Here is a 19403-nt window from a genome sequence, read left to right as displayed (position 1 = left end):
CAGGCGGACGCCCGCGATCTCCGACCGGCGGGCGGTCTCGGGCCCGGGACGCCCGCCGAGACAAATTCGCAACAGGCCGCGGGCGGCGTGTCGCCCGCCTCCACCAGCCGTTGCGCGCACGCGGCCCCGCCGTGGCATAGAGGGGACGTGACGCCTCAGGACACCGCCATCCCCTCGATGCGGCAGCTTCGCCTCTCCGACACCGATGCGGTCTGGGCCTGTCCCCTGCTCCGCGGCGCCTCCGTCGCGATCCGGCCCTCCCTGCGGGAGGCCGAGGCGTTCTGGCGCGCGGCGGTGGCGGCCGGAGCCTGCACGCTCTTCCAGAGCTACGAGTGGCTCTCCGCTTGGCAGGAGACGGTCGGCCGGTGCGAGGGGGTGATGCCCTGCATCGTCGAGGTCTCCGGAGCGGACGGAACGCCCTTGCTGCTCCTGCCTCTGGGGATCTACCGGGGCGCCCACGGCCGGGCCCTGCAATTCCTCGGCGGATACTCGACCGACTACAACGCGCCCGTCATCGACCGGCGCCTCGCGGCCGGGATCGCACCCGGCGACGCCCGGCAGCTCTGGGCCGTCATCCTCGATCTCCTGCCCTCCGTCGATCTCGTCTGGCTGCAGCGCCTGCCGCTCACGGTGGACGGCGTGCCCAATCCGCTCGGCGCGCTGCCGAACCTCCGGCACGCGCAGGATGCCTACGCCGCGACGCTGCCGGCGACCTACGAGGCCTTCGCGAAGGCCCGCAGCACCCAGTTCTTCAGCCAGAACCGGCGCAAGCGGCGGAAATTGGAGGGGGCGGGCGCGGTCGAGATCGTGCTCGCCGAAGAGGCGGCCGAACGCGCCGAGATCGTCCGATTCCTCCTCGACCACAAGTCGCGCTGGCAGGTGGCCTCCGGCCTCCCGAACACGCTCGGCGCGCCCGCCCAGCGGGCGCTCTACGAGCGGCTGACGGAGGGACGCTTCGCCGAGGGCGGCGTCCTGGTGGCCGGGCTTCGCGTCGACGGCGAGTGGGTAGCGGCCCTGTGGGGCACGATCTTCCGCGGAAGCTTCGCGATGATCCTCACGACCTACCGCGAGGATTGGGGCTCCTTCTCCGTCGGGCGCCTCCTGATGGAGAGCGTGATCCAGGCGTGCATCGCCCGCGGAGACCTGACCCTGTTCGACCTGACGGTCGGCGAGGAGGGCTACAAGGCGCACTGGTCCGACCGGACGACGCCGCTCTACGAAATCCTGGCGGCACGATCGCTGCGCGGCCGCCTGTATCTTGCCGCGCGCAGCCTGCACAGACGCTGGAAGCGGGTCGACCCCCGCGCGAAGCGGGCCGAGCGGGTCGCGCCGGCCGACACGGGGCGGGTCTGACCGCGGACCGGCAAGCCCGCGAAATCCGTCCGCCTGAGGCCCAGCGGAGCGAGATCGCGACAGATCATGCGCAATCTGCTCAGCGAATAGCAGACGTTGTGTTCGCACGAAGCGTTCGAGATGTCCTGCTTCCGGGTGGAAAAACAGCGGCTTGTGCTGCAAAGTTGATCGAGCAGTCCGACGCGTTGCTTGTTTTTATCTTTTCCAGCCGAGTTCTGCCGGGCTGCGCGCACCTCGCGACCTTCAAGGGAGGCGAGCATGACAGCCACGATCGCGCCGAGCGCGAACCCGAGCGGCGCAACCACCCTCCTCGACCCGGCCTCGCAACCCAGATTCGTCAACGCGCTCCCGAACCTGCCCCGGATCGACGCCACCTGCGGCGGGCGTTTCGTCATCGAGGAGCGCCAGTTCGACCAGTGGCTCGGCCTCGTCGATCCGAGCGGAGCACCGCTCCTCACCCCAGTCTGGGGCTACGGCCTGCGCGGACACGACGCGACCTATCCGGGACCGACGATCGATGCGCAGGAGGGCGTGCCCATCGCGGTGAAGTGGGTGAACAAGCTGCCGGCGACGGGGCCGCTCCTGCCGGTCGACACCAGCATCCACATGAACGACGGCGAGCGTGAGGCGCTCGCGCAAGGGTTGATTCCAACCGTCGTCCACCGGCACGGCGGGCACCATTCCGCGGAGAGCGACGGCTATCCGGAGGCTTGGTTCACCCAAGGGTTCGGAATGACCGGACCCTCCTTCACCTCGCCCTGGGACAGCTTCCCGAACGATCAGCAGGCAGCGACGCTCTGGTACCACGACCACGCGCTCGGACTGACCCGGATCAATGTCGGCTCGGGGCTTGCGGGGCTCTACCGCATCCACGACGCCGGCGAGCAGCGGCTGATCGACGAGGGGGTTCTGCCCGATGCCCGGCACGACATCGAGGCCATCGTTCAGGACAGGGCCTTCACCGCCGACGGCGGCCTCTACCTGCCCGCCTATCCCGACGACCCGATCCCGGGCACGGACCACAGAGTGGCCGACGAGTTGCCGCCCGACTACGCGGGTCCGTTCCCGACGGTGCTGCCCGAATTCTTCGGCGACCACCTGCTGGTCAACGGCATGGCCTGGCCGACCTTCGAGGCGAGGCCCGGCCAGTACGCGTTCCACGCGCTCAACGCGTCCGACTCCCGCACGTATCTGCTCACCCTCGACGACCCGTCCGTGACGGTCACCCTGGTCGGCACCGATGGCGGATTGCTGCCGCAGGCGATCACCGTGATGGACGGGGACGGCGTGCAGGAGCCGGGCGAGGAGATCCTGCTCGCGCCCTCCGACCGCGTCGACCTCGTGTTCGATTTCAGCCACGCGGGCGGCCACAGCGTCACGCTCCGGAATGTCGGCCCGGATTTCAGCCCGTTCCAGGGCTTCAATGCGGACGGGTCGCTCGCCGGCGAGGAGACCAGGGCCGCCACGCCCGACCAGGGTGTCGGTGAGGTCATGCGGTTCGAGATCGCGAACGGGCCGGCGGAGCACGATGCCAGCGTCGCGGACGGGAGCGTGCTCAACCGAGGGTTCGTGCCGCTCGACCCGAACGATGCGGTCGAGACCCGCCAGCTCGGCCTGTTCGAACAGGAGGACGAATTCGGCCGCGTCATGCCGATGCTCGGCGTTGCCCAGGACACCCGCGACATCGCCGGTGATCCGGTGCCGTTCGGGCCGCTGCACTGGGACCACCCGGTCACCGAGGACCCGACGCTCGGCACGACCGAGATCTGGAATTTCTACAACTTCACCGAGGATACCCATCCGGTGCACGTGCATCAGGTCGAGTATCAGGTGCTGGGCAAGTCCAAGATCGTGTTCACGGACGCGGTGAACAACGCCGGTCCGAGCGCGGCCACGCCGGACGGGCTGCCGGACGACCTCAACGGCGACGGCCGGATCACGATCGGGACCATCGGCGAAGCGCCGGGCTCGGCCGACATCCTCGTCGGGGACCCGGTGCCGCTCCGGCCGGAGGAGCTCGGAGCGCAGGATACCGTGACGGTCGGGCCGGGCGAGATGCTGAGCACGATCATGCATTTCGACCTGCCGGGGACCTATGTCTGGCACTGCCACATCCTCTCCCACGAGGACAACGAGATGATGCGGCCCTTCACGGTGGTCGATCCCGGTCTCTTGGCCTGACGGGCGATACGGCCGGAGCCGTCGAGGGGCCGGCCCCCTCGTGACGGTCTCTCAACGCCGCGAGGTAGGTGCGGAGCAGCGTCACGCGCCGGGGCCGGAAGCTCGTCCCGGCCGGCTTCAGCTCGATGATCCGATCGGTGCGGAACATCCGGAAGTCCTCGCGCAGGCAGCACCAGGCGAGCACGGTCAGCGTCCTGTTCGTGTACATCACGGCGAGCGGCAGGATCGTGCGCTCGCTGACCGCGCGGCCCTTGTCGGCATAGCGGATGGCGAGCGCCTCCTCCCGCCAGCAGGCCTCGCGGATCGCCCCCATCTCGTGCACGGCACCGTAGCGCGCGTCCGGCCGGTAGACCTGCGAGATCGCATGGAACAGGTGCTGCTCGCGGTCGTCCGGCAGGGCGGCGGCGACCTTGGCCAGGACGGAGCGGGCCGCCTCGGCGAGCGCGGGATCGCCCATGTGCCGGACCTCGGCCAGTCCCAGCGCGATGGCCTCGATCTCCGCGCGGTCGAAGGTCTGGGGCGGGAGCGCGTAGTCTTCGAGCAGCCGGTAGCCGTAGCCCCGCTCGCCCTCGATCCGCGCGCCCGCGGCGCGGAGGCTGTCGATGTCGCGGTAGAGCGAGCGCAGCGAGACCTCCGTCTCCTTCGCCAGCCGCGCCGCGGTGATCGGCGCGGGCATCACGCGCATCGCCTGGAGAAGCCGGAGCAGGCGATCCGATCGGGCCATCGAGCAACTGCCGGAAAGTGTCAGTTGGCCCGGTCTAGCGTGCTCCCTGTCGCCCGCGAAGAGGAGAGCGCGATGAGCATCAAGACGACCACCCACCTGAATTTCCGCGGCGCTGCCCGCGAAGCCCTCGCGTTCTACCGATCCGTCTTCGGAGGCGATCTGACGGCGTTCACCTACGCCCAGGCGCACGCCGTCTCGGACCCCGCCGAGGCCGATCAGGTCATCTGGGGGCAGGTTCTCGCCGCGGACGGCTTCCACATCATGGCCTACGACGTCCCCTCGGCGAGGGCGTGGGATCCCGGCGAGATCCCCGTCTTCGTCTCGGTGCGCGGCGACGATCCCGAGCAGATCGGCCGCTACTGGGAGGGATTGTCGGAGGGCGCGACCATCGTCCAGCCACTCGGGCCGGCAAGCTTCTCGCCGCTCTACGGCATGGTCCGGGACCGTTTCGGCATCACCTGGGTCTTGGACATCCAGCCCGGCGCGACCCTCCGGGCCGGCTGAGACCGAGGCGGCGCGGGCGCCCTGGGTCTCAGGCGGCGTCCGGCGATCCGCCCGGCCCCTCCTCCGTGGGCGAGTTCAGGATGTCCTCCAATTCGTCCACCAGCATGTCGATCTGCTCCTGCGTGGCGAGGACCTTGAGGGTCTCGCCGGTGGCGGTCGCGATGGCGAGCTCGATCTCCCCGCTGGAGCGGGTGGCCAGGATGCGGGCAAGTCTCTGCGTCGGGCGCATGTGGGACTCCGGGGTCGGGTGAGGAGAACGTTCGAGGCTACGGAAGGTCCGCGGCGCCGAGGAGGGCGACCGCGACGGCGGGGCCGCAGGTCGAGGCCCAGTCCGGGCTGCCCGCGATCCGATCGGCCACGAGGTCGGTGAAGGCCAGGCAGGGTCGCCCGAGGCGGAGCGCCAGCCGCTCGGCCAGGAACGCGCCCGCGCCGCAGGCGACGAGGGGCGCGTCCGCCGCGATGTCCGGGCGCGACAGCAGGGTGGCGGCCGCATCGTGCAGGAGGCGCAGTTGCGCCTCCGCGAAATGCGCGGCGAGCGCCCGCCACTCCGCCGCACTCCCCTCGCCCCGGTCGCGGCCGATGGTGCGGGCAAGCCGAGTCTCGCTCTCGGGTATCGACTTGCCCTTGAGATCGGCGCTGTGCTGCTGGTCCGCCCCCTCGGGCAGGTCGCCGGTGAGCCGGTAGATGTCGGCCGTGTTGGCGAAGGTCTCGGCCATCAGGCGGGTGCGGCGCCCGTGCCAGGGCGCGTCGGGGCCGAGCGCCACGAGGTGGCTGCGCACGACGCCCGTATAGACGATTTCCCCCGTCTCCAGGCGCTCGGCGTCGCTGTAGCCCGTCGCGGCCGGGCGGCCCCCGACGACCGGGATCAGGTCGGCGGTGGTCGAGCCGATATCGACGAGGAGGCCGTCCGCGTAGTGCCGCCCGACGAGGGCGGCGGTGGCGTGCCAGTTGGCCGAGGCGATGTCGGCCGCGCGGGGCTCCGCTTCATCCGGCGCGACGAAGCCGGCGCGGCCGGCGTAGATCGCGACGGGCCCGGGCAGCGCCGCCCGCGCCCAGGCCGAGAGCTTGGCGACGCCGTCCGTGCGGTCGCTGAAGCAATCCGTCAGCTCGCCCGTCATCGTGACCGCGTGGCGGGCCGGCCTGCGGGCCCAGTCGGGCAGGTCCGCGAGGGTCTTGTCGAGGGCGGGCAGGCCGCGCCAGAGGGGGCACGGCGCCTGCACCACCGCCTGCACCCGCCCCTCCGAGACGAGGGCCGCCTTGACATGAACCCCTCCGAGATCCCAGCCGATCGTGGGCTCGGATTGGGGCGCGCCGTCTCGGGTCAAGCGTTCGGTTCCTGGGCACGAGGGAGGTGGGACATGGGGACGTCCTTCGCGGTCATCCCGGTGATCGACCTGCGCCACGGCCGCGTGGTGCGGGCGCGCAGGGGCGAGCGGCATTCCTATGCCCCGATCGAGACGCCCTTGGCAAAGGGATCCGATCCGGGAGCGGTCGCGGCCGCGCTCGTCGACGCAGTCGAGGCGCGGATCCTCTACCTCGCCGACCTCGACGCCATCATGGAAGGGACGCCGCCGGACCTCGCCTCCGTCGCGGACGTGGCCCGCGCCTGCCCGGGCACGACCCTCTGGCTCGACGCGGGTTTCGCGGAGGCGGCGGGCGTCGAGGCGCTTGTCGGAGGCGGCCTCGCCCGGCCCGTCCTCGGCAGCGAGAGCCAGCGGGACGCGGGTCTCGTGCGGACGTGCGGCTCGCGCGCCGTTCTCTCCCTGGACAGCCGGGGGGCGGACCGCCTCGACCCGGCAGGGATCCATGCGCGGCCCGAAATCTGGCCGGACGACGTGATCGTGATGACGCTGGCGCGGATCGGCGCCGATCTGGGGCCGGATCTCGACGGGCTGGCGCAGGTGCGAGCCTCGGCGCCGCGGGCGCGGCTCTACGCGGCGGGCGGGGTGCGCGGGCCGGCGGATCTCGCGGCCCTGCGCGAGGCGGGCGCTGCCGGCGCCCTCGTGGCGTCCGCGATCCACGACGGGCGGATCACGGCGGCGGATCTCGCCGATGGCTGAGACGGCCGCGCACGAAAAAGGTGGGACGGCGTGTGCCGTCCCACCTGAAGGGCCTTAGCGGCCGAGGAAGATGGAAGCCAGTCGCTGGAGCAGGCCCCGCGGTGCGGGCGGAGGCGCGCTCTGCCCAGGACTGTCCCCGATCTACGCGTTGGCGGCGAAGGGGTGCTGAGCGGAGTTGCGCTGCTCGGTGACGGTCGAAGCCTTCGGCTCGCCGTTGACGGCGCGCTGGATCGACAGCTTCGTCGCCTCGTAGTTGTACTTCTGGATCTTGGCGTCGTCGGCCGCTTCCCAGTGGATGAACACGCCGACCAGGATGTACAGGTCGTCGGCCTCGTCGGCCGGGATGATGCCCTCGGCAACCGCGTCCTGGACGGCCTTGGCGACGCCGTGCTGGGCGGGGCCGAACATCTGGACGGCCTGACGGGCGTCGTTGATGGTGACCTTGTTGAACATCAGCGTGTTCGGCTTGCACGGCAGGTTCGGCGCGATCACCGCGAGCAGGCTGGTGAAGCCGTGCTTGTTGTTCACGAGGCCGTTGCAGAAAGCCGTCTCGGCCGGCGAGCCGCGCGGTCCGATGATGAGATCGATGTGGGCGACCTCGTTGCCGTCGCCGACGAGAGCCTCGCCGACCTGCACCTTGTTGATCTTTGCCATTCGGGGTCTCTCCCTGCTAATCGAAAAGATTCGGCCGCCCCGGAATCAGGCACAGCCGATGGCCATCCTTGTTTGCGACGTTCGGCAGGGGGCCGAACCGGTTAGCCCGGATAGCGGCGCGGACCCTACAGCGGCCCCCTGCCCGTAACAACCCTGCACCAAGCTCCGGTCTCGGTAAATTATCGCGGGCATCCCCTGCTCTGCCTGCAGGGCTCCGGCGCCTGCCCGGCTAAGCTCCGTCGAGCCCCGCGCCCGCCTCCGCGAGGGCCTCGTGGAACAGGGTGGCGACGGTGAGGTCGGCGCTCGTGCCGGGATTGAGGCCGGCCGCCTTCATCGCCCGGTCGTGGGCGAGGAGCGCCGCCGCCGCGCCCTCCCCGAGGGCGAGATCGGCCAGCGCGGCCTGCGCCTCCGCGCGGGCGGCCTCGGCGCGCGCCGCCCCGTGCTTGCGGGCGATATGGCTGTCGGGCAGCCGCGTCAGGTAGGCGAGATGCACGGCGGTCGTCGTCCAGGGCGGGACGAGGCCGGACGCGCGGGCAGCCCGCAGCGCCGGCAGGCCGATGGCCCTGAGCTCCGCGTAGTCCGTGACGTAGGCGCGCGCGATGGCGTCGCGATCCGCCGCCTCCTTCATCGCCTCCCGCAGCGGCGGGACGGGGCCCTGCGCCGTCACGTCGTGGTGGGCCGCCTGCCCGAGCCCGCCCGGATTGGCCCGGCGGATCGCGGCGAAGACGCCCTCCGCATCGGCCTGGTCGAGCCCGGCGAGCACGACGGTAAGCGTCTTTCCCCGCTCGGCCGCGACGGCGAGCGGCGCGCAGAGGAGCAGGATGCCGAGATTGGTGTTCTGCCCGACCGCGCGCATCGTCGCGTCCATCGCGCCCGCGACCCGGGCGCCGACGCCGGCGCCGGGCGCCGCGAGGTGGGGGGCCGAGACCTCGGCGCTCGCGACGAAATCGGACACCTGCATCCGGTGGCCGGCACCGTGGACGTGGACGTTGCCCGGCTTGATCGCGTCGAGTTCGGCGAGGCAGGCCGCCCGGTAGAGCGAGGCGATCAGGCCCGGTGCGAGGGCCGCCATCCTCAGCCCTGCGCCGCGATGAGGGCGGGGCGCAGAGCGGGCCGCGCCGCCCGCACCGCGTTGAGGAAGCCGCGGCCGATCGCGCCCGCGATGTCGACCTCGGTGACCCGCTGCAGGCCGGACCAGGCCGGCATGCTGTTGACCTCGAGCACGAGGAAGCCGCCCTCCCCGTCCTCCACCAGATCGACGCCGGTATAGTCGACGCCGACTGCGGCGGCCGCGGCCTCGGCGAGGTCGGCAGCGCGGGCCGGCATCGCCCAGGCGTGCGGGCGCCCGCCCCGGTGGACGTTGGTGATCCAGCCGTCGCCCTCGCGGATCATCCCGGCGATGGCGCGGCCCTCGCAGACGAAGACCCGGTAGTCGCGCCAGAGCCCGTCGCTGCGCGGCACGTAGCGCTGCAGGTAGTAGACGCGGTTGACGGCATCCTCCGGCGGCAGGTCCTCGGGCCGCTCGACGAGTTGCAGCCCCTCGCCCTGCGAGCCGAAGAGCGGCTTCAGCACGAGGGGCCGGCCCGGCGCGGCCTCGCGGGTAACGATCTCGGCCGCAGCCTCCCGCTTCGAGACCACGAACGTGTCGGGCGTCGGCAGGCCGGCGCGGGCGACGAGGAGGGAGGTTGCCCCCTTGTCGACGGAGCGCTCGATGGCGACGGGGCTGTTCCAGACGGTCACGCCCGAAGCGACGAGGGCGTGCAGCACGCCGAGGCGCATCGTCGTGGCCTCGAAGGTGCCGCCCGCGATCGTCCGTAGGAGCACGCCGTCGGGCAGCGCGTCGGAAAATCCGGGCACGCGCAGCGGCTCGCCTCCTCCCGTCACGACGGCGACGTCGGCGAGCGAGAACAGCACCGGCTCGTGCCCGAGCGCGGTGAGCGCCGCCTTCAGGCGGCCTTTGTGCCAGGACCCGTTATCGGCCGCGAGCCCGATGCGCATGGAGGGAGGGTTCCGGTGGAGGACAAAGGGTGATCGCGGGAGGCGCCCGCCCTCTCCCGTTCGGGAGAGGGCTGGGTCGGGGTGTGCGGCATCTCAGGTAGGGCCGCACGCCTCAGCCGGTCCGCGTGCCGCGGACTCGACCTCTCCCGAACGGGAGAGGTGGTCGGAGCCCGCCTTACGCGAACGACGCCTCGACGAGTTCCGGCATCAGGCGGCCGCCGCGGAAGCTCTTGCCGGTGTTGACGGAGGTGACGATCACCTCGGCTGGGCTGAAGAGGGCGCCGTCGATCTTGTAGAAGTCGCCGTTCACGCGGGCGAAGATCTCGGCGAACGGGGAGCCGTGGTCGCTCGAGTTCGTGGAGGGGAGCTGCTCGGCGAGCTGACGCGCATCCGCCTCGTCGGCCTCGACGAAGAGCTGCACCCGGCCGCCATAGATGATGGCGTCGTTGGTGCGGCCCATCGCCTGGATGAAGTCGGGATGCTGCGGCGAGAGCGGGGCCGAGCCGATGCCGTCCACGATCTTGTGGAGGTCGAAGCCGACCGTGTGCGCCTTGTGGAGCGCCACTTCGAGGACGCGGGCGACGACCTGCGTCGAGCCGGCGAGCGACTGCGTCGGCGCGAAGATGAAGGTCACGTCCTCGGGGCTGAGGCCGGCTGCCTCCGCCACCTTGGCCACGACCGAGGCCGGCGGGCCGCTCGCCGCCTCGAGCACGAGGGCGGTCTTCGAGGCGGTGTCGCGGTAGCCGAGTTCCTTGTAGAGATCCTCCACGACCGCGACCGCCCGGCCGGGGCCCGAGCCGAGGGCGAAGAAGCCGGAATCACCCGTCTCGTCGGCGAGGCTCCAGCCCGCGTACTGGCTGCCGAGGCAGGCGATGACGGGGTCGTTGGCGTGCACCACCACGGAATAGGGCCAGGAGGAGACGGGGCCCGAGGGGCTGATCGTCACCGTGCCGAGGCCGCCGAGGCAGATCTCCGCCATGCGCCGGCCGGCCTCGATCGAGCCCCGCACGCTCGCGCCGGCATCCACCATCCGGGCGCCGCCGGGCTCCTGCGTCACCGCGAGCCGCAAGACCTCCGCGTCAGCGACGAGGCGCTCCACCAGGGGCGCCGTCAGCGCGTTGACGCTCGGATACTTCACACTCGTGCTCATCGGTTTCCTCCTGGTCGAGGAGGGCGTGCAGACATGCCGCCCTCTCCCGCAAAGCCGCCCGGGCCGCCGCCCCGTCCCGGCCCGTGGCGAGCAGGGTGCAGAGCGGGGCGTCCCGGGCCACGTCCGTGCCGGCGCGGGGCCGGTCGCGGGCATGATCGGGCCACGCGATCCGCGGCACCGGGCGGTAGTCCCGCGCCCCGTAACAGATCTCGGCGGCCGCCGCATCCACCGGCGGGGCACCGAGCGGCGGCAGACGGCCCTCGCTCGCCGACACATGCGCCAAGAGCAGGCTCTCCCCGCTCCGGTCGAGGATGTCGAGGGTGGCGCCGGGGCGCGGGTTGATCTCGGTGAGCCACCAGCGCTCGCCGTCCGACAGGAGATCGGCGCTGGCGAGCCCGCGCAGGCCGGTCTCGGCGGCGAGCCGCGCGACCGCTCCCGCGATCTCCGCGGTCAGGCGTGCCGGCAGGGCCGGCGTTTCCGTCGCGCCGCGCAGCACCGCCCCGCCGTAGCGGAACGGCCGCAGGCGCGAGGGCGCGCTCCACTGCTCGGTGAACCCCAGGATCGCGATGTCGCGCCCGTCCGCCAGCAGGCTCAGGCCGAGGGCCCGGCCCGGCACCCGGGCCTGGAAATAGGCGCCCTGCGGAGCGCGGCCCCGCGTCGCCGCGCGGATGTGGCTGCCGCCGGAGCCGCCCGCCCGCTTCAGGAGCCAATTGGCCGGATCGTCGACGGCCTCCCGCGCGACGGCCGGGTGCGGGATCGCGAGCCGCGCGCACAGAGCCGCGAAACCGAGCGGGTCCTTCAGCGTCGCCACCGCCTCGGGCGCCGCCCCGATCAGGCGGTGGCGCCGGGCGATCTCCGCCATCAGGTCCGGCGCGCCTTCGAGCCCGGAGCCGAGCACCACCCCGAGGCAGCGCGGCCCCGCGCGCTCCGCCAGCGCCTCGAGGGCGGCGAGCAGCGCGCCGCCGCCGAGGCGCCCGGTGCCGAAGCGGCCGGGCAGCGGCCGATACGCCTCCGCGAGATCGAGGGTATCGGCATCGCCGAACAGGTCGGCGACGAAGGGGCGGAGGCCCGCCCGCCGCGCGCTCTCGGCGAGCGCCCGGCCTGACTGGGCGGCGACGAGGAGGGCCTCCCCGGCCACGACGGACGCGCCTGAGCCTTCGGCGTCAGCCCGCGATCTCGACGGCGAGCGCGTAGGCGTCGCGGAAATCGAGGCAGAGGGGCTCGGAGGAATCGAGCATCCGGCGGAACAGCCGGCACTGCGTCTGGTACTTCACGTTGCCGACGGCGAGCGCCCCGATGCCGAGCCCCTTGCCGGTCGGCAGGGCCACGTCGACGGCGTTGACGTCGATGCCCGCGATGCCCGCGGGCGGCACCGCGTTGACGTCCGAGGCAACCAGCAGCTTCGGGGCGGATTCGAGATCCTCCGCCGACAGGATCGGGATGCCGGCGGGGCCGGCCGAGAGGATCACCTCGGCATCCCGGATCGCGGCGCGGCGCGCCTCGACCGTCGAGCCGTCGACGGCGCCGACCTCGATGCCGAAGCGCCACTTCATCGTGAAGGCGATCTTCGAGACGCGCTCCTCGCCGTCATGGCCGACGAGCACGGACTTGGCCCCTTCGAGCGCGCCGATCACCGCCGCCACGTAGGCGACGACGCCGGCGCCCCCGAAGATGACGATGCGCTTGCCCTTGAGGTCCGTGCCGAACTTCGAGCGGAGCGCCCGGGCGACCTCGGCCACCATGGCGGCCCCGGTGGTGAAGGAGCCGGCCGGGTCCGCGAAGACGTGGTTGGCGAAGGGCGGCACGAACGCCTTCTTCGCCCGGTCCACCATGTCGAGGGCGTCCTCGGCGTTCTTGCCGCCGATGAAGAGGCCGGTGCGCGTGCCGTCCTGCGGCGCGCGGGAGAAGATCGAGTCCTGCGTCAGGGAGACGACGTCGGCGAGGTCGACGCCCGTGTAGGTGACGATGGTCTCGAAGCCGGCATCGACGGCCATGTTCACGTCGAAGGGGCTCATGTGCTTGAGGGGCGTGAGCATGTGCAGGATCGAGCGCGCCATGTTCGGTCTTCTCCTCCGAGATCGGCCGCCGCCGGACGCGCCGTGCCTCGCGACAGGTCAAAAACCCTCCGGCAGGGCCGGGTCAAGCGCCATGTCCCAGGAAAACGTATCGCGCGAGCCGCCATGGGGCGGCCGACAGCCCGGGATCTTCCGGCAATTGCGCATTCGAAATATTCAAATTTCAACGACTGTTTTTCATACCGCGTTGCAAGAATGCACAATCAGGCGGACGCGTCCTCGATAGGTTTGCCCACGGTCCAATTCTGGAGACGACCGTGACGACCTTGTATCCCACCTCGAAGCAGATCATCCTCGGCGCCATCGCGGCCGCCCTGGCGCTGGCCGCGACGGCCTGCGCGCCGAAGCCGCCGCCCGCGCCGGTCGAGCCCGCGCCGATCATCAAGAAGGGCTGACCGGCCCGGATCCACCTCTCCCGTCCGGGAGAGGTCGCGTCCGCCGCAGGCGGACCGGGTGAGGGATCAGGTCATTCCGGAGAGCTCACACCCCTCGCCCCAACCCTCTCCCGAACGGGAGAGGGAGCCCGTCGCGCCGGTCTCAGGTCGCGTCCACGCTCGCGCCCGTGTTGCGGCCCTGCGCGATCACGAAGCGCAGGGGGCCCGGCCGCTCCAGGGAGGCGACCAGGGCGCGGGCCTCCGCCTCGGACGGCAGCAGGGCGAAGCCGGTCGGCCCCCAGGAACTCTGCCCGTAGCCGGCCACGCCGCGATCCGCGATGACGGAGAGCGCCTCGGCAACGGCCGGGCTCGCGTAGCGCCCGCCCTGGTGCGGGGCGAAATGGTCGCCGATCCGGCGCTGGATCGCGGTGATCCCTGCCCCGAACGCGTCGGCATCGGCCACCACCACGGCGGGCATCACCTGCATCAGGACAGTGCGGCAGATCTCGGCGGCCTCGCCCTCGGGGAAGCGCGGCAGATCGCGGAACGCCTCGACCTCGCGCTTGCCGTGCACCCCCGTCATGCTCGCATCGAGGATCAGGATGACGCGCCACGCCTCCGGATAGGGCAGCCGCGCGATGACCGGGGGCGGGCTGCCGCTCGCGTCGCGGCCCCCGTCCACGATCAGGCCGCCCTCCGTGAAGGCGGCCAGCCCGACGCCGGAGCGGTTGCCGCGGTCGAGGGCGTCGGCGAAATCCTGCGGGTCGAAGACCCGGCCGTGGAGCCGGGCGAGCGCGGCCGCCACAGCGAGGGCGAGCTGCGTGCCCGATCCGAAGCCGGCATGGGCGGGGATCGCCTCCTCGACGCGGAAGGCGGCCGCCCCCGGCACGCCGAGATGGCCGGCCGCGGCGCGGGCATAGGCCAGCACCCGCTCCGCCTCCTCGCCCTCGGCCGAGAGGGTGGCGGCATGGCTCGCGACCAGATCGACGGCGGGGGCATCGACGGCGAGCCCGATGCTGCCGAAGCGGCGCCCGAGCCCGCCATGGAGATCGAGGAACCCGAAATGCAGGCGGGCCGGGGCGCGCACGCGCACCGACGCGGCCTCGGCGGGGCCGCTTTCGCCGATCGCGTCCTGCCTCGCACGAAGCGGCCGGTCCGGGAGTGCCGTCACCTCAGATCCTCTCCCGTCCGGGCGCCGCCCCGCCGCATCTGCTGGAATTCGCCCGGTCTTTCTACCGGAGCGCCCGTGCGGGGCAACCTCCGATCCCCAGGGTCCGATCCACCTCGCCCGATCCACATGGCGGATCCCGCGACCCGCGGAAAACCGGCGGCGGCTCTTGCTTGCCGGCTTTGACCGATGCAAACGTGCGCCCCCGTGCATCGGCCGACGAGGACCCCGGGTCCCGACCGGTCGCGCGAGGCCCTGCGGCCTCAGCCGACCCCGCGGTGCTCCAATTCGAATGCGAGGGAGGTCGGATGGCTGCCTGGGTGAAGGGGAGCGCGACGGATGCGGGTACGGCCATCGAGGCGGCCGCCGCGCTCCTCGCCGCGTCACACGCTCCGGTTGTAGCGGGCCTGTCGGCCGACCTCGCGGCGATCCGCGCCGCCTATCATCTGGCGGCGGCCGCCGGCGCCTCGGTCGACACGGCGGGCGCCGCCGGGACCTATGCCGAGCTCGGCTCGCTCAGCCGCACCGGCGCCATGACGACGACGCCCGCCGAGGCCGTTGGACGGGCCGACGTCGTCCTCGTCGTCGGCGAGGCACCCTGGCGCAGCCCCGTCCTCCAGGCCATCGCCGCCGCCGGCCCGAGCCGCGGCCGGGCGGCGGGCGCGGTGCGCAGCCTCCTCGCCCTCGGCGGCCGGGGGAATGCGGCCACCCAGACCTACGCGGCGGAGCCCGGCGGCCTCGCCGTCTCGCTCGGCCAGCTGCGCGCCTTCGCCAAGGGCCATCTTGCGGGCGAGGCACCCTATGCCGACCTCGCCAAGCGCCTCTACGCGGCGCAGTTCGGCGTCGCCCTCTACGATCCGTCCGAGATCGGGGAGATGGGCGTCGAGATGCTCCAGGGCCTCGTCAAGGAGATCAACGAGTCGACGCGCTTCTTCGCGCTGTCCGTCTCCGACGCCCCCGGCCAGGACCGGGCGGTCGTGCAGCTCTCGGCCTGGACGACGGGGCAGGCGCCCCGCGTCGGCTTCGGGCGCGGCCTGCCCGAGCACGATCCCTGGCGCTTCGACGCCGCCCGCCAGGTCGCGGCGGGCGAGGCCGACGCCGCGCTCTGGCTCGGCGCCCTGCCCGCCCCGCTCCCGGACTGGCTCGGCAGCCTGCCCGCGATCGCCCTCGTCGGCGAGGGCAGCCCCGAGGCCGCGGCGGGCACGGCCGAGATCGTCATCGCGGTCGGCGTGCCGGGCGAGAGCGCGGACGGCGTGCTCTGGAACGAGGGCCGCGCCGCCCTGACGTACTTCGCGGCCAAGGATGCCGCCGCGGGCGCGCCGAGCGCCGCGGACGTGCTCGGCCGCATCCGCGACCGCCTCACCGAACAGAAGGGCGCCTGATGCTGATCCGGATCACAGGTGGACGGGTCGTCGATCCGACGGCCGGCCGCGACGCCGTCGGCGACGTCTGGATCGAGAACGGCCGCGTCGTCGCGCCCTCCGAGCGCGCGCCCGACCGCACGGTCAACGCGTCGGGCTGCGTCGTGATGGCGGGCGGCGTCGAGGTCCATTCGCACATCGCGGGCGGCAACGTCGTGCTCTCGCGGCTCCTCCTGCCCGACCTCTACGTCAGCGAGGCCGCCCCCGAAGGCCATCCCTTCGCGCATGCGGGCGGCTCGGCCGCCTGGATCGGCGCGAACTACGCGCGGATGGGCTACACCACCGCCGTCGAGCCCGCGATGCCGCCGGTCAACGCGCTGGCGACCCAGCTCGAACTCGCCGACATCCCGCTCCTCGACCGGGGCGCGCTCTGCGTGATGGGCAACGACGACCACCTGCTCCAGCTCCTGCGCGACCGCGAGGGCAAGGCGGCGGTGCGGGACCTCGTGGCGCTCAACACGGCGACCTCGCGGGCGCTCGGAGTGAAGTGCATCAATGCCGGCGGCGCCTCCGCCTTCAAGGACGGCGCGCTCAAGCTCAGCCTGGACGACGAGATCCCGACCTACGGGCTCTCGACCCGCAAGATCATGAGCGCGCTCCTCGACGCCGTCGAGGAGATCGGCGTGCCGCACCCGCTGCACGTCCATTGCAACAATCTCGGGCTCCCCGGCGCCGACGAGTCCTTCGTGGCGACGCTGGAGGCGGCGGAGGGGCGGCGCATCCACTTCGCCCACGCCCAGTTCTACGCCTACGGCGTGGTCGACCCCGAGAACCCGATGACGGGCGGCTTCCGCTCGGCTGCGGAGCGCCTGACGCAGGCGATGGAGGCGCACCCGAACGCGACCTTCGACGTCGGGCAGGTGGTGTTCGGGCAGACGGTGACGATCTCCCTCGACATCCTGCGCCAGTTCGCGGGCCGGAAGGGCGCCAACCCGAAGAAGTGGATCCTCAACGCGGGCGATGCGGAGGGGGGCGGCGTGGTGCCCTTCCTCTACCGGCCGCGCGGCCCAACGAGCTCGCTGCAATGGGCGATCGGCCTGGAGCTGATGCTGCTCTCGGGCGACCCGGAGCGCACGATCCTGACGACCGACCACCCGAATGGCGGCCCCTTCACGGAATACCCGCGCATCATCCACCTCCTGATGGACAAGGAGGAGCGGGACCGCGAGATCGCGACCCTGCCGAAGGTGGTGGGCGAACGCTCCTCGCTGCCGGGCATCGAGCGGGAATACACGCTCTCCGAGATCGCGAAGCTCACCCGCTCGGGACCGGCCAAGCTGCTGGGCCTCACCGACCGGGGTCACCTGCGCGAGGGCGCGCGGGCCGACGTCGCGATCTACCGCGACGACCGCGACCGCACGGCGATGTTCGCGCGGGCGAAGCTCGTGCTGAAGGACGGCGTGCCGATCGTCGAGGAGGGCGAGATCGTCGACTGGCGCGCCGGACGCACGCTCGAACTCACGGTCGAGTCCGACAAGGCGATGGAGCGGCGCACCGACACCTACCTGCAGGACCGCTACGGCCAGGGGCTCGCCAGCTTCGCCGTGCCGGACGCGGCCTTCCCCGTCGCCGACGTGTTCGAGGAGGTGGCATGCCGCGCCTGAGAACCGCCCTCCGTCCGCAGGACGGCACCCCGCACGACCGGATCGAAGTCTGACGATGGCTGACCTCTCCCTCAACGGCATCCCGGTCGAGGACACCTTCGCCGAGGCGTTCGACGTGGCCGGCACCGCGATCATCGTCACCAACGACACGCCCAAATGGGCGATGATCGCCGCCACCGTGATGACGGGCTTCGCCACCTCGGTGATCGGCTGCGGCGCCGAGGCCGGCATCGACGCCGAACTCTCCCCCGAGGAGACGCCGGACGGGCGCCCGGGCGTGCGCATCCTGCTCTTCGGCTTCGAGCCGAACGGGCTCAAGGAGCAGCTCCTCAAGCGCGTCGGGCAGTGCATCCTCACCTGCCCCGGCACCGCCTGCTACGCCGGCGTCGAGGGGCCGACGAAGATCAAGCTCGGCGGCGCGATCCGCTATTTCGGCGACGGCTTCGCGGTGGCCAAGCGGCTGACCGACGCGCAGGGCAAGGCGCGCCGGTACTGGCGCATCCCGGTCATGGACGGCGAGTTCCTGTGCGAGGATTCGACCCGGGCGGTCGACGGCGCGGTGGGCGGCGGAAACCTCCTGTTCCTCGGCCGCAAGCACGCCGACACGCTCAAGGTCGCCGAGATCGCGGTCGAGGCGGCGAAGTCCGTGCCCGGCGCGATCCTGCCGTTTCCCGGCGGCGTGGTGCGCTCCGGCTCGAAGGTCGGCGGCCGCACCAAGGGGATGATGGCCTCGACCAACGATGCCTATTGCCCGACGCTGAAAGGACGCGCCGGCTCGGCCCTGCCGCCCGATTGCGGCGTGGTGCTGGAGATCGTGATCGACGCGCTCACCTCGCAGGGGGTGGCCGAGTCGATGCGTGCGGCGCTCCACGCGGCGACCGAGGTGGGTGCGAGCCACGGGCTCGTGGCGGTCACGGCCGGCAATTACGGCGGCAATCTCGGGCGCCACCATTACCACCTCCGGGACCTCCTCACGAAACCGGGTGCAGCATGAGCGTCCTGACCTTGCGCGAGGCTCCGCCCGAGCGCCTCGACTTCCACAGCATCAACCCGCTCGCCCTCGCGAAGCTGTCCGAGATCGAGGTGGCCAAGCTCCCGGTCGGAACGAGCCGCCGGGGCCTCACCCTCGGCGATTGTTTCTCGGTGAGCCTCGACGGATCCGACACGCTCACGATCGAGGGCGGTTCGGAGCGGCTCGACCGGGTCGGCGCCGCCCTGTCCGGGGGCACGATCCGCGTCGCGGGCGATGTCGGCCAGCGCCTCGGCGAGGGCATGGCGGGCGGCACGCTCACCGTGGCCGGCAATGCGGGGCCCTTCGCCGGCAGCGGCGCCACCGGCGGCACGATCACGATCGAGGGTGATGCCGGCGACCACGCGGGCGGCGCGGTCTACGCGGCGAAGGCCGGGCTCGACGGGGCGACCCTGGTGATCAAGGGCCGGGCCGGCGACCATCTCGGCGACCGGATGCGGCGCGGCCTCCTCGTCGCGGGTGAGGCGGGACATCACGCCGGCGCACGCATGATCGCGGGCACGATCGCGGCGCTCGCGGTCGGTGATCATCCCGGCTTCGGCATGCGTCGCGGCACGCTGCTCGTCGGCAGCCACGGCGCGATGAGCCCGACCTTCGTCGAGACGGGCAGCCACGACCTCGTCTTCCTGCGCCTCCTCGCCCGCTCGCTGCGGGGCGTGAGCCCGGCCCATGCCGACCTCGCGGCGGGCGCGCTGAAGCGCTACTCGGGCGACCTCGCGACCCTCGGCAAGGGCGAGATCTGGGCCGCGGCTTAGGCCCTGCCGACCTGCCGCGGGGGCTGGCCGGCGCGCCCGGCCGCCTCATTTATGGGCGGCAGAACCTGAGCCGGCTTCGCGCGAAGCACGGGCGCGTCGGGTTCCCTCCGCCCACGACGAGGCCCGCCCATGATGATCCTGCTCTCGATCTGCCTCCTCGCGCAGCCGACCACCTGCCGCGAGGATCGGATCAACCTGTCCTACGAGGCGACGAACCCGTTCATCTGCCTGCGCCACTCGCAGAGCGCGCTCGCCACGTGGCAGGCGGCGCATCCCGAATGGCACGTCGAGCGCTGGCGCTGCGCGGCCCGCGGCAGCCAGCCGAAGGATCTGTGAGGAGCAGCACTCGAAT

Annotated in this window: 20 protein-coding genes; 10 read left to right on the top strand and 10 right to left on the bottom strand. The window is 72.3% G+C overall.

Annotation, left to right across the window (positions count from 1 at the left end; all coding sequences use genetic code 11):
• Positions 1-147 precede the first annotated feature (147 nt).
• Together J2X36_RS09915 and J2X36_RS09910 are read left to right on the top strand one after the other, a co-directional pair.
• Positions 148-1353, top strand: a complete 1206-nt coding sequence (locus J2X36_RS09915) for a GNAT family N-acetyltransferase (protein WP_310349038.1) — start codon at positions 148-150, stop codon at positions 1351-1353.
• A gap of 258 nt (positions 1354-1611) precedes the next feature.
• Positions 1612-3534, top strand: coding sequence for a multicopper oxidase domain-containing protein (locus J2X36_RS09910; protein WP_310349033.1), 1923 nt, complete (start codon positions 1612-1614; stop codon positions 3532-3534).
• Here J2X36_RS09910 and J2X36_RS09905 read toward each other — a convergent pair.
• Positions 3503-4258 carry a YafY family protein gene (locus J2X36_RS09905; protein WP_310349030.1) on the bottom strand — a complete coding sequence of 252 codons (756 nt, stop codon included), beginning with the start codon at positions 4256-4258 and terminating at the stop codon, positions 3503-3505. The two genes, J2X36_RS09910 and J2X36_RS09905, sit on opposite strands and share 32 nt — an antisense overlap.
• Before the next feature lie 72 nt (positions 4259-4330).
• On the opposite strand from J2X36_RS09905, the gene J2X36_RS09900 reads away from it, so the two are divergent.
• Positions 4331-4762 carry a VOC family protein gene (locus J2X36_RS09900; RefSeq protein ID WP_310349027.1) on the top strand — a complete coding sequence of 144 codons (432 nt, stop codon included), beginning with the start codon at positions 4331-4333 and terminating at the stop codon, positions 4760-4762.
• Positions 4763-4790: 28 nt separating this feature from the next.
• Here the strand turns inward: J2X36_RS09900 and J2X36_RS09895 are convergent, their stop codons facing one another.
• The gene (locus J2X36_RS09895; RefSeq protein ID WP_132251673.1) at positions 4791-4991 is read right to left on the bottom strand and encodes a hypothetical protein; all 201 of its coding nucleotides are present in this window, start codon (positions 4989-4991) and stop codon (positions 4791-4793) included.
• 37 nt (positions 4992-5028) lie between these two features.
• The gene (locus J2X36_RS09890; protein ID WP_310349023.1) at positions 5029-6087 is read right to left on the bottom strand and encodes a hydantoinase/oxoprolinase family protein; all 1059 of its coding nucleotides are present in this window, start codon (positions 6085-6087) and stop codon (positions 5029-5031) included.
• Between the two features lie 33 nt (positions 6088-6120).
• On the opposite strand from J2X36_RS09890, the gene J2X36_RS09885 reads away from it, so the two are divergent.
• Positions 6121-6822 carry a HisA/HisF-related TIM barrel protein gene (locus tag J2X36_RS09885; protein WP_310349020.1) on the top strand — a complete coding sequence of 234 codons (702 nt, stop codon included), beginning with the start codon at positions 6121-6123 and terminating at the stop codon, positions 6820-6822.
• 141 nt (positions 6823-6963) lie between these two features.
• Here J2X36_RS09885 and fae read toward each other — a convergent pair whose 3' ends face one another.
• From fae to J2X36_RS09855, 6 genes are all read right to left on the bottom strand, one after another.
• On the bottom strand, positions 6964-7476 hold the full coding sequence (gene fae / locus J2X36_RS09880) for a 5,6,7,8-tetrahydromethanopterin hydro-lyase (protein ID WP_132251680.1): 513 nt from the start codon (positions 7474-7476) through the stop codon (positions 6964-6966).
• 229 nt (positions 7477-7705) lie between these two features.
• Positions 7706-8548: a triphosphoribosyl-dephospho-CoA synthase gene (locus J2X36_RS09875; RefSeq protein ID WP_310349017.1), complete on the bottom strand. Its 843-nt coding sequence runs from the start codon at positions 8546-8548 to the stop codon at positions 7706-7708.
• Positions 8549-8550: 2 nt separating this feature from the next.
• Complete coding sequence (locus J2X36_RS09870) at positions 8551-9474, bottom strand: RimK family alpha-L-glutamate ligase (protein ID WP_310349015.1); 924 nt, start codon at positions 9472-9474, stop codon at positions 8551-8553.
• A 175-nt stretch (positions 9475-9649) separates the two neighbouring features.
• Entirely contained in the window at positions 9650-10624 is a 975-nt protein-coding gene (gene mch, locus J2X36_RS09865; protein ID WP_132251688.1) for a methenyltetrahydromethanopterin cyclohydrolase, read from the bottom strand.
• Positions 10554-11762: an ATP-grasp domain-containing protein gene (locus tag J2X36_RS09860; RefSeq protein ID WP_310349012.1), complete on the bottom strand. Its 1209-nt coding sequence runs from the start codon at positions 11760-11762 to the stop codon at positions 10554-10556. The genes mch and J2X36_RS09860 overlap by 71 nt, the downstream gene beginning before the upstream one ends.
• A 25-nt stretch (positions 11763-11787) precedes the next feature.
• On the bottom strand, positions 11788-12681 hold the full coding sequence (locus tag J2X36_RS09855; RefSeq protein ID WP_132251692.1) for an NADP-dependent methylenetetrahydromethanopterin/methylenetetrahydrofolate dehydrogenase: 894 nt from the start codon (positions 12679-12681) through the stop codon (positions 11788-11790).
• 275 nt (positions 12682-12956) lie between these two features.
• Between J2X36_RS09855 and J2X36_RS09850 the strand changes: the two genes are divergently transcribed.
• Positions 12957-13094 (top strand): hypothetical protein, encoded by a 138-nt coding sequence (locus J2X36_RS09850; RefSeq protein WP_165937802.1) that lies wholly within the window; start codon positions 12957-12959, stop codon positions 13092-13094.
• A gap of 142 nt (positions 13095-13236) precedes the next feature.
• On the opposite strand, the gene J2X36_RS09845 is transcribed toward J2X36_RS09850, so the two are convergent.
• Positions 13237-14199, bottom strand: a complete 963-nt coding sequence (locus J2X36_RS09845; RefSeq protein ID WP_310349385.1) for a beta-ribofuranosylaminobenzene 5'-phosphate synthase family protein — start codon at positions 14197-14199, stop codon at positions 13237-13239.
• A 350-nt stretch (positions 14200-14549) separates the two neighbouring features.
• Here J2X36_RS09845 and J2X36_RS09840 point away from each other — a divergent pair, with 350 nt between their 5' ends.
• The 5 genes from J2X36_RS09840 to J2X36_RS09820 all read left to right on the top strand — a co-directional run bounded on the left by J2X36_RS09840 (position 14550) and on the right by J2X36_RS09820 (position 19387).
• Positions 14550-15623 (top strand): formyltransferase, encoded by a 1074-nt coding sequence (locus tag J2X36_RS09840; protein ID WP_310349007.1) that lies wholly within the window; start codon positions 14550-14552, stop codon positions 15621-15623.
• Positions 15623-17266, top strand: a complete 1644-nt coding sequence (locus J2X36_RS09835; RefSeq protein ID WP_310349004.1) for a formylmethanofuran dehydrogenase subunit A — start codon at positions 15623-15625, stop codon at positions 17264-17266. The genes J2X36_RS09840 and J2X36_RS09835 overlap by 1 nt, the downstream gene beginning before the upstream one ends.
• A gap of 55 nt (positions 17267-17321) precedes the next feature.
• On the top strand, positions 17322-18260 hold the full coding sequence (fhcD, locus tag J2X36_RS09830; RefSeq protein ID WP_132255925.1) for a formylmethanofuran--tetrahydromethanopterin N-formyltransferase: 939 nt from the start codon (positions 17322-17324) through the stop codon (positions 18258-18260).
• Entirely contained in the window at positions 18257-19051 is a 795-nt protein-coding gene (locus tag J2X36_RS09825; protein WP_310348999.1) for a formylmethanofuran dehydrogenase subunit C, read from the top strand. The genes fhcD and J2X36_RS09825 overlap by 4 nt, the downstream gene beginning before the upstream one ends.
• Positions 19052-19180: 129 nt before the next feature.
• Positions 19181-19387, top strand: a complete 207-nt coding sequence (locus J2X36_RS09820; RefSeq protein WP_132255927.1) for a hypothetical protein — start codon at positions 19181-19183, stop codon at positions 19385-19387.
• The last annotated feature ends 16 nt before the right edge of the window (positions 19388-19403 follow it).

Origin of the sequence: Methylobacterium sp. BE186, assembly GCF_031457035.1 — a bacterium.
Classification (GTDB): Bacteria; Pseudomonadota; Alphaproteobacteria; order Rhizobiales; family Beijerinckiaceae; genus Methylobacterium; species Methylobacterium segetis.
This window is presented reverse-complemented; position numbering and strand designations above follow the sequence as displayed.

Excerpts from the sequence above, each read along its gene's own strand:
- J2X36_RS09910 (WP_310349033.1), top strand. The coding sequence starts at position 1,612 with ATGACAGCCACGATCGCGCCGAGCGCGAACCCGAGCGGCGCAACCACC.
- J2X36_RS09905 (WP_310349030.1), bottom strand. The coding sequence starts at position 4,258 with ATGGCCCGATCGGATCGCCTGCTCCGGCTTCTCCAGGCGATGCGCGTG.
- J2X36_RS09900 (WP_310349027.1), top strand. The coding sequence starts at position 4,331 with ATGAGCATCAAGACGACCACCCACCTGAATTTCCGCGGCGCTGCCCGC.
- J2X36_RS09895 (WP_132251673.1), bottom strand. The coding sequence starts at position 4,991 with ATGCGCCCGACGCAGAGACTTGCCCGCATCCTGGCCACCCGCTCCAGC.
- J2X36_RS09885 (WP_310349020.1), top strand. The coding sequence starts at position 6,121 with ATGGGGACGTCCTTCGCGGTCATCCCGGTGATCGACCTGCGCCACGGC.
- fae (WP_132251680.1), bottom strand. The coding sequence starts at position 7,476 with ATGGCAAAGATCAACAAGGTGCAGGTCGGCGAGGCTCTCGTCGGCGAC.
- J2X36_RS09875 (WP_310349017.1), bottom strand. The coding sequence starts at position 8,548 with ATGGCGGCCCTCGCACCGGGCCTGATCGCCTCGCTCTACCGGGCGGCC.
- J2X36_RS09870 (WP_310349015.1), bottom strand. The coding sequence starts at position 9,474 with ATGCGCATCGGGCTCGCGGCCGATAACGGGTCCTGGCACAAAGGCCGC.
- mch (WP_132251688.1), bottom strand. The coding sequence starts at position 10,624 with ATGAGCACGAGTGTGAAGTATCCGAGCGTCAACGCGCTGACGGCGCCC.
- J2X36_RS09855 (WP_132251692.1), bottom strand. The coding sequence starts at position 12,681 with ATGGCGCGCTCGATCCTGCACATGCTCACGCCCCTCAAGCACATGAGC.
- J2X36_RS09840 (WP_310349007.1), top strand. The coding sequence starts at position 14,550 with ATGGCTGCCTGGGTGAAGGGGAGCGCGACGGATGCGGGTACGGCCATC.
- J2X36_RS09835 (WP_310349004.1), top strand. The coding sequence starts at position 15,623 with ATGCTGATCCGGATCACAGGTGGACGGGTCGTCGATCCGACGGCCGGC.
- fhcD (WP_132255925.1), top strand. The coding sequence starts at position 17,322 with ATGGCTGACCTCTCCCTCAACGGCATCCCGGTCGAGGACACCTTCGCC.
- J2X36_RS09825 (WP_310348999.1), top strand. The coding sequence starts at position 18,257 with ATGAGCGTCCTGACCTTGCGCGAGGCTCCGCCCGAGCGCCTCGACTTC.
- J2X36_RS09820 (WP_132255927.1), top strand. The coding sequence starts at position 19,181 with ATGATGATCCTGCTCTCGATCTGCCTCCTCGCGCAGCCGACCACCTGC.